Genomic DNA, 13,587 nt, shown 5'->3' on the forward strand with positions numbered 1-13,587 from the left:
CATGCCCAACGATCATTCCGACGACGAAGCCGCTCCGCGCGGACTGCATGAGCAGATACTGGCGAAAGAAAAATACACGTTCTCGCGGCTCAACTATGAATTGCGCCGCGCCGATGGCCGCTGGGACAAGCATGAGCGCAACCTTTTCCGGCGCCCTGACGCCTGCGTCATCCTTCCTTACGATCCCGGGCGCGGTCGGTTGCTGCTGACTCGGCAATTCCGGCTCGGCGCCTATATGAACGATTCCACGCCCGGATTGCTCGAAGCCTGCGCCGGCACGCTCGATCCCGGCGAAGCGCCCGACGCCTGCATCCGGCGCGAGGCCATGGAGGAAATGGGGCTGAAGGTCGGCGAGCTGCGCTTTCTGTTCGAGGCTTTCGTCAGCCCCGCCGCGTCGACGGAAAAGCTTTATTTCTACGTCGCGCCCTATGGCCCCGAAGCGCGCGTCGCCGACGGCGGAGGCATGGAGGAGGAAGGCGAGGAAATCGAGATCGTCGAGACAGTCTTCGCAGATACCCTGCGCGAGGCGGAAGCCGGCGCGATCCGCGACAGCAAGACGCTCACCCTGCTCTATTGGCTCAAGACTTCCGGATTGATGGGTTAGGCGCGCTTTAGGCGGCCAGCAGTTCTTTTTCCAGCGCGACGAGATCGACCACGATGTCGGTTTCGGCCAGAGGCTCGGTCATCGTCTCGACCTTCGACTCGGGCGCTTCGGCCACCACGGGAATCGGGAGATATTCCGGCGTCTCGTGCGTGGCGGCCGCGACCGGCGGCGCGGCGGCTTCCGCCTGCGCCTCGCGCAGACGCGACAGGCCCTTGCGACCCTGCTCGCGCGCGGCGTCGGCCTCGAACCGGCGCAGCAGCGCGATCAGCCGGCCGAGGGACTCGTCCTGCATGGCTTCGCACTGGCTCAAGACAAATTGAATCACCGGCAAGCGCAGAGCGCCGCCATCCGCCGCGCCGGCGTCGGGGCCTTCCGACGTCTTGCCTAAATTATTGCCAAGCGCGACCAGAGCGGCGCGGAAGGCGACCATCAAAGGCGCGGGCAAGCCAGCCTTGGCGTAGACCGCGGCGAAGGCGGTGGAGGCCGGCTCGCGGATCAGGCCGGCGACGCGGCGCGGCCCCATGCCTGTCAACTCGACCAGTGTAGCTGCGAATAGGCCGGTCTGGCCGCAAAGCAGGCCGCGCAGGGCGAGACCGGCGGTCAATTGGCCGGAAACGCGAAGATAAGCCGCCAGCGCCGCCGTTTCCTCGGAAAAGGCGGCGCATCCGGCGGCAATAATCATGGCCGCGCGCTCGCGCGAATCATTGGCGATGCGCTCGGAGCGCGCGGGCGAGAGCCAGTTGCGCTCCACGGCGTAATCCGCGAGCTGGCGGGCCGCGGAGGCGGCCAGGGCGGCGCGGACGGTGGCGGGAATCCAGGGGCGCCCCAGCAGCGCCTCGCGCAATTCGGAGTCGCCGCCGAAGCGTTCGATCATGCGTCGCATCGCGAATTCGGGCAGGTTGGCGCCTTCATTGACCGCGAGGGCGATCAGCGCCTCGCGCCCGGCGATCTCGGCCAGGGCGGAGGCGACGGCGGGCGACAATTCCGGACGGAGCGCGATCGCCGCCTGGGCGACCCTATCCCCCACGGAGGCGCAGTCGATCAATTGCGCATCGGTCAGCTGCGGCGAGCGGGCGAGGACGACGGCGGAAATATCGGACTGGTCGAGCGCCAGCCCGAGGATGATGGCGGGCGGCGCCTCGACCGCGCTGGCGATGCTTTCGGCGAGCGAACGGCGCACCAGCGGCGACGGGTCGTCGAGCATGGCGTAAAGAATTTGCTCGGCGTCCGCGCGCTCCCGCGCTTCCAGATCGCCGTAAAGATAGGCTCGGGCGAGGGCGCCGACGCCCTCCGCGCGGGCGCTGGCCGGAGCGTTTTCAGACCATTGGATGAATTTGCGAACGATCATGCGAAACCCGCAAAGCTCAGCGCCGCCGCCCTTGCGGCCCGGTTAACGCAGGATGAGTAAACAAGGTAAAATTTCACTTAATGGTCACAGTGATTCGCGACGAAACGACGCGTCGCCCCGGAGACATTCGCCATGCGGTCCCTGCTAGTCGTACCTGCCCTGTCGCGCCCCGCCCTTGAGGCGGCGCTGGCGAGCGAGGCCGACGCCCTGGCGATTGATTTCGCTGGATCCGATGACGCGGAAGCCCGCGCGGGCGCCGTGACGATGATCGCGGCGGCGCGTCAGGCGGGCAAGACGGCGCTGGCGCTGATCCATCCGCTCGCCTCGGGCCTTGCCGACGCCGATCTCGACGCGGTCATGGCCGCCGCCCCGGACGGGATCATCCTGCCCGACGCCGTCGGCGGGCGCGACATCCAGCATCTCGGCGCCAAGCTCGCCGTGCGCGAGGCGGAGAACGGACTGCCCGACGGCTCGGCCCGCATTCTCGTACTGGCGGGAGACTCCCCCGCCGCAATCTTCGAACTCGGTTCGCTTTCGCGCGCGACGCGGCGCCTGATCGGGATCGGCCGTGACGAGCGGCTGCTGGCGCAAAGGCTCGGGCTGGCGCAGCTGGATGGCGAGGACAAGCCAGAGCCTTTGCGAATCGCGCGCAGCCTGTGCCTGTTCGCCGCCGCCGCCGCTCAGGCCCCCGCCATTGATTGCGCGGAGCCCGGCGAGGGCGAGGTCTTCGCGCGCCTTTGCGCGCTGGCGGCGCGCGACGGCTTCGCAGGAAAATTCGCCACGACGCCGGAACAAGCGAAAGCGATTAACGCCGCTTTCGCCTCCCAGATCAGAACCGCGTGACCAGCGCGTCGAGATCGGGCCGCGCGCGGTCCTCGGGGCCTTTTTCGACCCGGCCGATATGGATATAGCCTGCGATCCGCTCATGTTCCGCGAGGCCAAAGCGGGTCAGGACTTCGCGGTCATAGGCGGCCCATCCCGTGATCCAGACGGTGCGAAAGCCCATCGCCGTCGCGGCGACCGTGAGGGCCATGCAGACCGCGCCCGCCGTCAGATGCTGCTCCCATTCCGGAATTTTGACATGGGGCGCGGCGCGCGACACAACGGCGACGACGAGCGGCGCCTGGGCGAAGCGGGCTCGCTCCGTCTCGACGCGCTGGGCCTCGGCGGCCGGCTCGCGCTTGGCGAAAACATCCGCGAGGATTTCACCGGCGCGCTGGCGGCCCTCGCCTTCGAAAATGATGAAGCGCCAGGGCGTGAGCTTGCCATGGTCCGGCACGCGCGAGGCCAGCGTGAGCAGCTCGCGCAATTCGGCCTCGTCGGGGCCGGGACCGCGCATTTGCATGGGCGGCGCGGAGCGGCGGGTCGCCAATAACTGGATGGTTTCGTTCTTCGGGCTGTCTGTCATGGCTTCATCCGGACTTTTCGCGCTAGAAGCCCTAAAAAGGTCACTTTGTAAACCGATGCCGGAATAGGCCAAGCGGGCGGAGAACGGGTTTGCGGCGAATGGTTTCGGGATTTTCTGGCGCGAGGGCTCCTCTGGCGGGATTGGCGGCGGCGGCCTTGTGCTGGCTTGCCCCGCCAGCGCTCGCGCAGGCGCCTGATCTCCCTCCCGCCCTCAATGTGCCGCCGTTCATCGGCGCGGAGCCGCCCGCCGCGACAACCGCCCCGCAGCAGCCGGCGCCGGCGCCCGAGGCCGCGCGCTCTCCGGTCTCGCTCAACGCCGTCTTCGCCCCCGGCGACATCCAGGCCATCCGCTCCGGCCTGAACTGGCGCGTATTCGACGCCCGGGCCAGCGCCGACGGCAGCCACGCCCTGATCGCCGAGTCCAACCAGGCGACGCCGACCTTCCCGCTCGCCGACGGCGATTACATCGTCCACGTTGCCTGCGGGCTCGCGGGGGCCGCCAAATCCATTACAGTCGCGGGCGCGTCGGTCAGCGAGCGTGTCGTCATGAACGCGGGGGCGCTGAAGATCAGCGGCGCTCTCGGCGACCTCCCGATCGCGCCATCGCGGCTCAACGTCATGGTCTATCTGCCCGACCGCGATGACCCCGAAGCCAAGTTGATCATTCCAAATCTCAAGGCCGATGAGGCGGAATGCCTGCCCGAGGGCGCCTATCACATTGTGTCGAAGTTGATGGACGTCGCGGCCGGCGCCACGACCCCGACCAATTCGACCGTTTATGCCGACCTTCGCGTTCAGGCGGGCAAGCTGACCGCGGGCGTCCTGCGCCATCGCGCGGCGACCATGACGCTGAAACTGGTCAATAACGCGGGCGGCGAGGCGCTGGCCAACACCAGCTTCTCGATCCTCACGCCCGGCGGCGACGTCATCCGCGAAATGATCGGCGCCTTTCCTTCGCTGGTGCTGTCGGAGGGCGAATATGTCGCCATCGCCCGCCATGAGAACAAGACCTATCAGGCGACCTTCAAGGTCACGTCCAATCAGGACCGCGATGTCGAGGTTCTGGCGGGACAGCCCGTGCAGTGACCGGACGACCTCTCCGTTCGCGCGCCTTTCGCATCTTGACCCCGGACAAGGCGCTTGCGCCGCGACCGGCGGATAGTCCAATCTCTCCATCTGGAGCCATTCCCATGCGCCTTCTCGCGATTCGTTCCCTGCTCGCTCTTTCGGCTTTTGCTTTCCTGTCCGCCGGGCCGGCGGCGGCCGCTTCCGATCCCGATCAGGGCGAAAGAATCGCGCAGCGCTGGTGCGCGGCGTGCCATGTGGTCGCGGAGAATCAGAAACGGGCCAGCGCCGACGTCCCGAGCTTTTTCGATATCGCCAAGCGCAAGACAAATGGCGACCTGACGTCCTTCCTCACCGACCCGCATCCCAAAATGCCGGACATGAATCTCTCGCGGCAGGAGATCGCGGATATCACGGCCTATATCCGCTCGCTCGCGCCGCCGAAAGGCGAAACCGCGCGTTAAGCCTCGGGCTTCATCCGCTTGCGCGCCAGCTGAACGCCGCGCTCCAGAGCAGACAGGAAGGCCGAGCGGTCGCGCGGTGAAAATCCCTTCGGCCCACCGGTGGTCGCGCCGCCGGAGCGCAGATCCTCCATCAGATTTCGCATCGCCAGCGCCATGCCAATCGAGGCGTCGTCGAAAATCTTGCCATTGGGCGCCAGCACGAAGGCCCCCGCCTTGACGCAGCGCGCGGCCAACGGAATGTCGGCGGTGACGACGATCTTGCCCGCGTCGGCGCGCTCGGCGATCCAGTCATCCGCCACATCCGGCCCTTGCGGCACAAGCACCCGCTCGACCATCGGATGGCGTGGCGCCTGAATGAGCCGATTGGCGACCAGGAAGACTTTCAGGCCGTGACGCGCGGCGACCTTGTAGCACTCGTCCTTGACCGGACAGGCGTCGGCGTCGATCAGGATTACCGGGTCCATGCGCCCACCACTTAGCAAGCTCCTGTCACGGCGAGGGATTGCCGCGTATTTGGTGAATCCCGTCGATGCGCCGCAGGATTTCCGCATCGAGACCATGCGGCGCGTCGAGAATCAGCTTGAGTTGATCGAGATTGGTCGCGCCGATGATATTCGCCGTCACGAAGGGCCGCGACGTGACGAAGGCCAGCGCAAGATGGACCGGATGAAGCCCCGACTCGCGCGCCAGCGCGAGATAATCCTCGATGGCCTCGTCCACGCCCGGCTTCTGGTAACGCTGGCCGCGATTGAACAAGGCGCCGCGCGAATTGGCCGGCAGCGCGCCATGCAGATATTTGCCGGTGAGATAGCCCTGCGCGAGCGGCGAATAGGCCAGCAGCCCGACCTGCTCGCGGAAAGCGAATTCGGCGAGGCCGATCTCGTACTGGCGGTTCAATAAGTGATAGGCGTTCTGGATTGAGACCAGACGCGGCCCCGCCGCCGTCTCGGCGCCGCGCAAGAACCCGGCGACGCCCCAGGGCGTTTCGTTGGAGACGCCGAAATGGCGGATCTTGCCCTGCTGGACCAATTCGCCCAGCGCCGACAGCGTCTCCTCGAAAGAAACGCCGTCCGGCCCGCCGCGATCCTGATAGGCGTTGGAGAGGCCCTCGAACAGGTCCATCGGCCGGTCGGGCCAGTGCAACTGATAAAGGTCGATATAATCGGTCTGCAGCCGCTTCAGGGAATTCTCGATGGCATAGAAAATATTCTTGCGGTCCAGCCGCGCCGTTTCGCCATTGCGAAACCAGGGCGAGGCGGTGCGGCCGACGATCTTGCTCGCCAGAATGACTTTCTCGCGCGTTCCTCGCGCCGAAAACCATTTGCCGATGATCGTTTCCGTCGCGCCATAGGTTTCCGCACGAGGGGGGATGGAATAAAGCTCCGCCGTGTCGAAGAAATTGACGCCATGCGCAAGGGCGTAATCCATCTGCGCGAAGGCGTCGGCCTCGCCGGTCTGCTGGCCATAGGTCATGGTGCCGAGGCAAATTTCCGAGACCATCAAATCCGTGCGGCCAAGCGGGCGTTTCTGCATTTCAAGACTCCTTCAGCGCGGCCAAGCATAAGCAATTTCCGCGCTGCGAATTGGGCGAAGCGGCAAGGCGGCGCTTGCAGTCGAGCACATGCTGGCCGGTCTCAGAAGCCGAAATGCAGACGCGCCTGACGCAGGCACGCCATGAAGCCGGCCAGATCGCCAAGGCCGGGGAGAGAGACCTCTGGACGGATCACCTTGCGCCCCTGCCCTTTCAGCGCGCAATCGAGCATCAGATTGTCGGCATTGCCGAAATTCTCGATCAGCAAGGCGCGGGCGTCGCAATGCTCGCCCTCGGGCGTGACGTGGACGCCGAACTCGCCCGCGACACGATCGAATAGCGGCGACGCCTCATTGGTATAGGCGAAGACGGGCTTGCCGAGCGCGGCGAAAAAGCCAAGCTCGAAGGCCGTTCCCGGATCGGCGTTGACGCCGCGAAAGGGCGAGAGGTTGAAAATCGCCGCGTCGGCCTCGCGTAAAAAGGCGACATTGGCGGCGAAGATTTTTTCGTCCAGCGTCTCGCCCGGCGCCACCGCAAGATCGTGATCGAGCGGATAAAGGCCGACGAAGCCGAACTCCTCACACAGGATCTTTTTGCGCGCGCCGATCTCGACGGCGTCAGGCAAAAAAACCTCGGGACCGGCGAGATAGATCTTTGGATTGGACATGGATGGAACGGCCCCGGGATTCAAAGCGCGTCATTGCGAGCGGAGCGATCCACCCCGCATATAGCGCGGAATGGAACGCGTCGCTCGTCGCAACGACGGAGCAAGGCGGTCACGCCCCGCGCAAATCCGGCGGCGCCGCCTCCTTCGCCAACGAAGCAAGCGCCTCGTCGAGAGTCGCAAAGGTTTGCGCCTGCGAGCCGAGCCGGCGGATCGAGACGGTGCGGTCCGCCGCCTCCTTGCGGCCGACGACCAGCAGCGCCGGGATTTTCGCCAGCGACAATTCGCGCACCTTGTAATTGATCTTCTCGTTGCGAAGATCGGTGTCGACGCGCAGGCCAGCCTTGCGGGCCAGGGCGGCGATTTCCAACGCGTAATCGTCGGCGTCCGATGTGATGGTGCAGACGACCGCCTGGACCGGCGACAGCCACAGCGGCAGGTGCCCGGCGAAATGCTCGATCAATATGCCGGTGAACCGCTCCAGCGAGCCGAAAATGGCGCGATGGATCATGACCGGAGTCTGCTTTTCCGAATCCGGCCCGATATAGAAAGCGCCGAACCGGCCCGGCAGGTTGAAGTCCACCTGCGTCGTGCCGCATTGCCATTCGCGGCCGATGGCGTCGCGCAGGGTATATTCGAGCTTTGGCCCATAGAAAGCGCCCTCGCCCGGATTGATCCCGGTCTTGACGCCCGACGCCGCGAGCAGGTCGAGCACCTTTTGCAAGGCGGCCTCCGCCTTGTCCCAGCTCTCGTCATTGCCGACGCGCTTGTCAGGGCGCAGGGACAGCTTCACCACAATGTCCTCGAAGCCGAAGTCCTTGTAGATCGACATGACCATGTCATTGATCTTCATGGCTTCCGCCATGATCTGGTCTTCGGTGCAGAAGATATGGGCGTCGTCCTGCGTGAAGGCGCGCACGCGCATCATGCCGTGGATCGCGCCCGACGGCTCGTAGCGGTGGACGATGCCGAATTCCGCGATCTTCATTGGCAGGTCGCGATAGGACTTCAACCCGTTCTTGAAAATCTGCACATGGCCCGGGCAGTTCATCGGCTTCAAGGCGAAGACGCGCTCATCCTCCGTCTTGGTGATGAACATGTTCTCGCGATAGGTCTGCCAATGGCCCGAGGTCTCCCACAGGGCGCGGTCGAGCACCTGCGGCGTGTTGACCTCGATATAGCCGGCCTCCTGCTGGCGGCGGCGCATGAAGGAGATGAGGGTCTGGAACAGGGTCCAGCCCTTGGGGTGCCAGAAGATCGTGCCCGGCCCCTCCTCCTGGAAATGGAACAGGTCCATCTCGCGGCCGAGACGACGATGGTCGCGGCGCTCGGCCTCCTCGATCTGCTTGAGATAGGCGTCGAGGTCTTCCTGCTTGGCGAAGGCGGTGGCGTAGATGCGCTGGAGCATCGGCTTGTTCGAATCGCCGCGCCAATAGGCGCCCGCGACCTTCATCAGCTTGAAGGCCTGACCGATCTTGCCGGTTGAGGGCATATGCGGGCCACGGCACAGGTCAAGCCAGTCGCCCTGCTTGTAGACCGAGATCTTCTGGTCGGCCGGAATGGTCTCGACCAGTTCGACCTTGAAGGCCTCGCCATGCTTTTCAAACCAGGCGACCGCCTCGTCGCGGGTCCATTCCTCGCGCACGATCGGCTTGTCGGCGGCGATAATCTCCCGCATCTTCCGTTCGATGGCGGCGAAATCCTCCGGCGTGAAGGGCTCGGCGCGGAAAAAGTCGTAATAGAAGCCGTTCTCGATCACCGGGCCAATGGTCACCTGCGTGCCGGGATAGAGCGCCTGCACCGCGTCGGCCAGCACATGGGCGGCGTCATGGCGGATCAGCTCGAGCGCGCGTGGGTCGTCGCGGTTGAGGAATTCGACTTTGGCGTCGGCGTCGATCGGCTTGGCGATATCGACCATTTCGCCATTGAGCATCATGGCGACGGTGCGCTTGGCCAGCGAGGGCGAAATGCTCTTGGCGATATCGAGGCCGGTCGCGCCCGCTTCAAAGCTGCGCTGGGCGCCGTCGGGGAAAGTAATCGCAATCATCCGTTTCTCCTTGCTCACTCGCCGAGACGGGCCGGCGTAAGCTGTTTTTCGGAGCGCTTTCCTATCGCGATTTGCGTCGTCAGCGCAATGCGCGCGTGCTTGTACGTGACTTTGGATTGACGCGTGTGGCAAGGTCGCGCCAAATTGCGCGCCCTGAGAATGGCCCTTCGGTGGTAAAGTGGGTAACTGGAAAAGACAGATCAAAATCGCCTTGCTAGCGATGACGGCCGCGCTCGCAACCGCTTTCGGCAGCTGGTTTCTTGCGACCGGAGAGCAAAAATCCGCGCCACCCGCGCCGCCGCTCGCGGCCAAGCCCGTCACCACGACGCCGGTTGCGCCCGAGCCCGTCGAGGAGGCGGCCAAAGGCGAGGCTGAGACGCCGATCGACCCGCAAAGGCTTGCCGCCCTGCAAGACAAGCTGAAGCAGGCGCCGGAATATGAAGTGTTTTTCGTCCAGCTCCGCAGCCTGTACCCGTCCGATTACGACGCGGCGGTCAAGAGCGCCCTCGCCCAGGGGATCGAGACCCACGATAACGCGGCCGACCTGTTCCTGACCCAGGCCGTGCAGGTCTTGCGGCAGAAGCGCGGCCTGATGGGCGCCCGAGCCGGCGCCGAGGCGCTCGACAGCCTGTTCGACCAGCATCAGAAGGTCCTGGCGCAACTGGCGGCGACCGACCCCGCGCTCTGCGTCGATTTCCTCACCGGCGCGCCGGCCGAGCGCTTCGTCGCCTTCGCCGGCGCCCATCGCGCCCTGATGGCCGCCGAGGCCCAGGCCGGGCTCGCGGCCATCGACGACGGCGCGCACAAGAAGATCGACCGCGAGGCGCCGACGACCGAAGATTTCGATGAGCTGGAAAAAGCAATGTTGGCCAAGGGCATGGACAAGGCGGCCGTGGCCCAGTTGCTCGACGGCAAGGCGCCCAGCCCGCCTTTGTCCGACGCCCAGCAATGCCAGAACGGGCTGGTCTATTTCGACGCCATGAAGGCCATGCCGGACCTCCAGCGCCTGCGGCTCTACGCCCTGGCTTTGGAAGTCATGGCGCATGAGTGATTGGCGCATGAATGATTGGCGCATGAATAGAATGCGGATTGCGAGGGCTGTTCTCGCGTCGGCAATGTGCGCCTTGCCCGCGGCGGCCTCCGCGCGGACGCTTTGCACCGTCATTGCCGACGCCAGGGACGGCGCCGCGCTGCTGGAACAGGGCGAATGCCGCGCCCGCGTGACGCCAGCCTCGACCTTCAAAATCGCGCTCGCCGTCATCGGTTTCGACTCCGGGCTGCTGACGAACGCGCATTCGCCCGAATATGCCTTTAAGGAGGGCTATGTCGATTGGGGCGGCGATAATTGGAAACAGCCCACCGATCCGGCGCGCTGGATGAAATATTCGGTGGTATGGTATTCGCAGATTCTCGCCCATGCGCTGGGCGCCGCGCGTCTGGAAATTAATCTCCGCAAATTCGATTACGGCAACGCCGACATGTCCGGCGACCCCGGCAAGCAAAATGGGCTCGATCGCGCCTGGATCGGCTCCTCCCTGAAAATATCCCCGGTGGAGCAGACGGTTTTCCTGCGCAAGCTGCTCGCCCGCGAACTTCCGGTTTCTGAAAAAGCGGCAGCAGAAACCATCGGGATCCTCGAAATCCACCCCGCGCGCGAAGGCTGGGAGCTTCATGGCAAGACCGGCTCGGCCTTCCCACGGACCGCCGATGGCGGCCAGGATATGGAACATGGATATGGCTGGTATGTCGGCTGGGCGCTGAGGGATGGCAACGCCCTCGTCTTCGCCCGGCTCAATCAGGACGAGCGCAAGGAGGCGATCGCCGGCGGCCTGCGCGCGCGCGATGAATTGCTCGAGGAATGGCCGTCGCTCGCCTCTCAGGCTTTGGCGTCGTCTTCCGGTTCGACTGCCTCGCAGACCGGCCTGCGCCGCCACGCGCCATAGCGCCAGGGGTGGAGGGGATCAGCCCCCGGCGGCGCGTTTTTAGGAACGGGGTCGAAGCCTGAATCGCCCCAGGGCTGGCAGCGGCAGATGCGCGACAGGCCCATCCAGCCGCCCGCCCACAGGCCATGGCGCGCGATCGCCTCGTCCGTAAAGGCGGAACAAGTCGGCAAATAACGGCAATTTCGCCCCACAAAGGCGGAAAGACTGACCCGATAGACTTGAATCAGCCCGCGCGCCAGCAGAGCGGGCGTGCGCGTCGCGAGTTCGAGCGGGTTGGGCAATTGCTTAATCACCGGTAAATTTTCGCAACCGACTGTTGCAAGAAAACGACGCGCCCGACAATATTGATTTTACGGCCAAAAGCGCCTGTTCCGCATTCTCCCCCGCTGGTAAGCTTTCCGGCAGAATTTGGGGGACGATATATTGAAAATCTCGCTGCGCGCGCTGGCTATAGCCGCCACTCTCGTCTCGGGCGCCGCCGCCCAGGCGGACGAGTATAATCTGCCGGGACTCATCACGCCGCCGCCGGGAACGACGGCGGAATGGATCGTCGACGTGTCCGGGATGGGTGGCATCGCTCCGAGCTTCCCTGGCGCCAAGACCTATTCCTTTTTCGGTCTGCCCGGGATCGCGATCCGCCGGGCCGGCGAGCCGGAGCGTTTCAGCGCCCCGGACGACAGCCTGAGCCTGGCCATTCTGAAGAACAATTTGTTCGCCGTCGGTCCCGCCGGTCGCTGGGTCAATAATCGTAGCATCAAGAACTATCACGAGCTTTTCGGCCTCTCTGACGTCAACGCCTCGATCGAAGTCGGCGGCTTTGTCGAATTCACCCCGGTTCCATGGGCGCGCGTCCGCGGCGAAATCCGCAAGGCTGTGTCCGGCTATGATGGCTGGGCGGCCTATCTCGGCGGCGACATCTGGCAGAAATGGGGTCGGCTGACGCTTTCGATCGGCCCCCGCCTCGATTTCGGCAATGATCAATACGCCTCGGCCTTCTTCTCGGTCGACCCCTGGCAGGCGGCCCTGAACCAATGGTCTGGCGGCCGCTTGACGGCCTATAGGGCGACCGGCGGCCTCGTCGACGCTGGCGTCACGGCTGCGGCGCGCTACGAACTCTCCGACACCTGGCGCGTCAGCGCCTACGGAACCTATCAGGCGCTGACCGGCAGCGTGTCCAATAGCCCTGTCGCAACGCGCGCCGGCTCCACCAACCAATACGCCGCTGGCATCGAGCTCCGCTACAGCTTCCTGACCAAGGATCTGTACTGGGTGCCGAAGTTCTGATCCTTTCGGCGCTCAATCCCTGAACAAGCACGCGGCCCGGAGTTTCCGGGCCGCGTTTTCTTTTGCCTGCTTGCCGGCGGCTCAGTTGCGCTTCTTGAGATGTTCTTCGAGATAGACCAGCGCGACCTGACGGTCATTGTCATTGGCGGTCTTCAGATCCTGGTCATAGAGCGACTTGACCCAATCCTGATTCTTGCCATTGGCGCCCTCGCGCGCCAGCGTCAGCCACATCAAGCCGCGCGCGCGCTGGCGCGGCACCCCGTCGCCGGCGAAAAGCAGATGGCCTAGCAAGGCTTGGGATTCGACATGGCCCTTCTCGGCCGCGAGATTGAGCCAGCGCGCCGCCTGGCGGCTATCCTTGGCGAGGCCGGCCGCGCCATCCATATAGAGCCGGGCCAGATTATACTGCGCGTTGGAATCGCTGAAATTGGTCGCTGCATAAAGGAACATGCGCATCGCCTGTTCCGGGTCAGGCCGCAGGCGAGAGCCCGAGATGCCATTCAGCTGGAACACGCCGACCGCGACGAAGGCGCTGGCCACCACCGACTTTTCCCGCCAGTTGGCGTTGTCTTCGTCATATTTGTCGACGATTTGCTGGAAATATTGATAGGCCTTGTAATCGTCACGCGGAACGCCGTCGCCATCGGCATACATCTTGCCAAGTTTCCATTGCGCGAGCGGCTCGCCGCCGGCGGCGGCATATTTCAGCGCCTCGACCGAAGAAGCGGGATTTCCTGCGCGATAGCTCTCGAGCGCCGCCTGCAAGGCCTGATGCGGATCCTTGAAAATATCGAGCGTCTGATCGGACGGGACGCCCTTGGCGGGACCGTCGAAAGCGTAGGCCGGCGCTCCAGCGGAAGCGGCGAGATAGCACGCAAGAAAAAATCGCCCGAACGCCGCCATGCCAATAAATTCTCCAGACGGAACGACCTTTCAGCCGTCCTCACGCCATACGAACTAGCGTCTCGTTTATGGCTGAATCGCGGCGGCGTCTTTTCAAACTTTGGGCTTTCTGAAGTTGAATTCCGGCTGTGGCGCCCGAGCCACAAAAATTGATTTCGGCCAACATTCGCCAATCCCCGGCAATCGCTTGATTCGCTTGCCCTAGCGCAGGATTGCGAAAAAAAGTTGCAAAAGAACCAAGCATTTCGCTCGCAAAAAATTGAACGCCTCGCCGGCGCTCATACATGATGAAAAGAGGGTTGAAAAACACGCCGCCTCCCGTCCCGG

General features: G+C 64.4%; 16 protein-coding genes. 7 read left to right on the forward strand and 9 right to left on the reverse strand.

Going from position 1 to position 13,587, the window contains the following annotated elements; translation table 11 throughout:
- The first annotated feature begins 1 nt into the window (after position 1).
- The gene (locus QZ409_RS18660; protein ID WP_296714325.1) at positions 2-604 is read left to right on the forward strand and encodes an NUDIX domain-containing protein; all 603 of its coding nucleotides are present in this window, start codon (positions 2-4) and stop codon (positions 602-604) included.
- Between the two features lie 7 nt (positions 605-611).
- Here the strand turns inward: QZ409_RS18660 and QZ409_RS18665 are convergent, their stop codons facing one another.
- Positions 612-1,952: a DUF2336 domain-containing protein gene (locus QZ409_RS18665; RefSeq protein ID WP_296714327.1), complete on the reverse strand. Its 1,341-nt coding sequence runs from the start codon at positions 1,950-1,952 to the stop codon at positions 612-614.
- 132 nt (positions 1,953-2,084) lie between these two features.
- Here QZ409_RS18665 and QZ409_RS18670 point away from each other — a divergent pair, with 132 nt between their 5' ends.
- The gene (locus tag QZ409_RS18670) at positions 2,085-2,795 is read left to right on the forward strand and encodes an aldolase (protein ID WP_296714329.1); all 711 of its coding nucleotides are present in this window, start codon (positions 2,085-2,087) and stop codon (positions 2,793-2,795) included.
- Here the strand turns inward: QZ409_RS18670 and QZ409_RS18675 are convergent.
- Positions 2,782-3,360, reverse strand: a complete 579-nt coding sequence (locus QZ409_RS18675; protein ID WP_296714331.1) for a nitroreductase — start codon at positions 3,358-3,360, stop codon at positions 2,782-2,784. The two genes, QZ409_RS18670 and QZ409_RS18675, sit on opposite strands and share 14 nt — an antisense overlap.
- 98 nt (positions 3,361-3,458) lie before the next feature.
- Between QZ409_RS18675 and QZ409_RS18680 the strand changes: the two genes are divergently transcribed.
- Together QZ409_RS18680 and QZ409_RS18685 are read left to right on the forward strand one after the other, a co-directional pair.
- Positions 3,459-4,445 (forward strand): hypothetical protein, encoded by a 987-nt coding sequence (locus QZ409_RS18680; RefSeq protein ID WP_296714465.1) that lies wholly within the window; start codon positions 3,459-3,461, stop codon positions 4,443-4,445.
- Positions 4,446-4,549: 104 nt separating this feature from the next.
- Positions 4,550-4,888: a c-type cytochrome gene (locus QZ409_RS18685; protein WP_296714333.1), complete on the forward strand. Its 339-nt coding sequence runs from the start codon at positions 4,550-4,552 to the stop codon at positions 4,886-4,888.
- Here the strand turns inward: QZ409_RS18685 and QZ409_RS18690 are convergent.
- From QZ409_RS18690 to thrS, 4 genes are all read right to left on the reverse strand, one after another.
- A complete protein-coding gene (locus QZ409_RS18690; RefSeq protein WP_296714335.1) occupies positions 4,885-5,352 on the reverse strand; it encodes a YaiI/YqxD family protein in 468 nt (155 codons plus the stop codon). The genes QZ409_RS18685 and QZ409_RS18690 overlap by 4 nt on opposite strands.
- A gap of 25 nt (positions 5,353-5,377) precedes the next feature.
- Positions 5,378-6,421 (reverse strand): aldo/keto reductase, encoded by a 1,044-nt coding sequence (locus QZ409_RS18695; RefSeq protein WP_296714337.1) that lies wholly within the window; start codon positions 6,419-6,421, stop codon positions 5,378-5,380.
- Between the two features lie 101 nt (positions 6,422-6,522).
- Positions 6,523-7,086: a nucleoside 2-deoxyribosyltransferase gene (locus QZ409_RS18700; RefSeq protein WP_296714339.1), complete on the reverse strand. Its 564-nt coding sequence runs from the start codon at positions 7,084-7,086 to the stop codon at positions 6,523-6,525.
- A gap of 109 nt (positions 7,087-7,195) precedes the next feature.
- Positions 7,196-9,130 (reverse strand): threonine--tRNA ligase, encoded by a 1,935-nt coding sequence (gene thrS / locus QZ409_RS18705; RefSeq protein ID WP_296714340.1) that lies wholly within the window; start codon positions 9,128-9,130, stop codon positions 7,196-7,198.
- Positions 9,131-9,341: 211 nt separating this feature from the next.
- Here thrS and QZ409_RS18710 point away from each other — a divergent pair, with 211 nt between their 5' ends.
- Complete coding sequence (locus QZ409_RS18710) at positions 9,342-10,181, forward strand: hypothetical protein (RefSeq protein WP_296714343.1); 840 nt, start codon at positions 9,342-9,344, stop codon at positions 10,179-10,181.
- A 64-nt stretch (positions 10,182-10,245) separates the two neighbouring features.
- Complete coding sequence (gene blaOXA / locus QZ409_RS18715; RefSeq protein ID WP_296714345.1) at positions 10,246-11,073, forward strand: class D beta-lactamase; 828 nt, start codon at positions 10,246-10,248, stop codon at positions 11,071-11,073.
- Here blaOXA and yidD read toward each other — a convergent pair.
- Positions 11,007-11,366, reverse strand: a complete 360-nt coding sequence (yidD, locus tag QZ409_RS18720) for a membrane protein insertion efficiency factor YidD (RefSeq protein ID WP_296714348.1) — start codon at positions 11,364-11,366, stop codon at positions 11,007-11,009. The genes blaOXA and yidD overlap by 67 nt on opposite strands.
- A 130-nt stretch (positions 11,367-11,496) precedes the next feature.
- Here yidD and QZ409_RS18725 point away from each other — a divergent pair, with 130 nt between their 5' ends.
- A complete protein-coding gene (locus QZ409_RS18725) occupies positions 11,497-12,357 on the forward strand; it encodes a MipA/OmpV family protein (RefSeq protein WP_296714351.1) in 861 nt (286 codons plus the stop codon).
- A gap of 81 nt (positions 12,358-12,438) precedes the next feature.
- Here QZ409_RS18725 and QZ409_RS18730 read toward each other — a convergent pair whose 3' ends face one another.
- Positions 12,439-13,260 (reverse strand): tetratricopeptide repeat protein, encoded by an 822-nt coding sequence (locus QZ409_RS18730; RefSeq protein ID WP_296714352.1) that lies wholly within the window; start codon positions 13,258-13,260, stop codon positions 12,439-12,441.
- A 40-nt stretch (positions 13,261-13,300) separates the two neighbouring features.
- Positions 13,301-13,570 (reverse strand): hypothetical protein, encoded by a 270-nt coding sequence (locus QZ409_RS18735; protein ID WP_296714354.1) that lies wholly within the window; start codon positions 13,568-13,570, stop codon positions 13,301-13,303.
- Positions 13,571-13,587: the final 17 nt, after the last annotated feature.

The sequence above is a fragment of the Rhodoblastus sp. genome, from assembly GCF_019449565.1.
In the GTDB taxonomy this organism is placed as follows: Bacteria; Pseudomonadota; Alphaproteobacteria; order Rhizobiales; family Beijerinckiaceae; genus Rhodoblastus.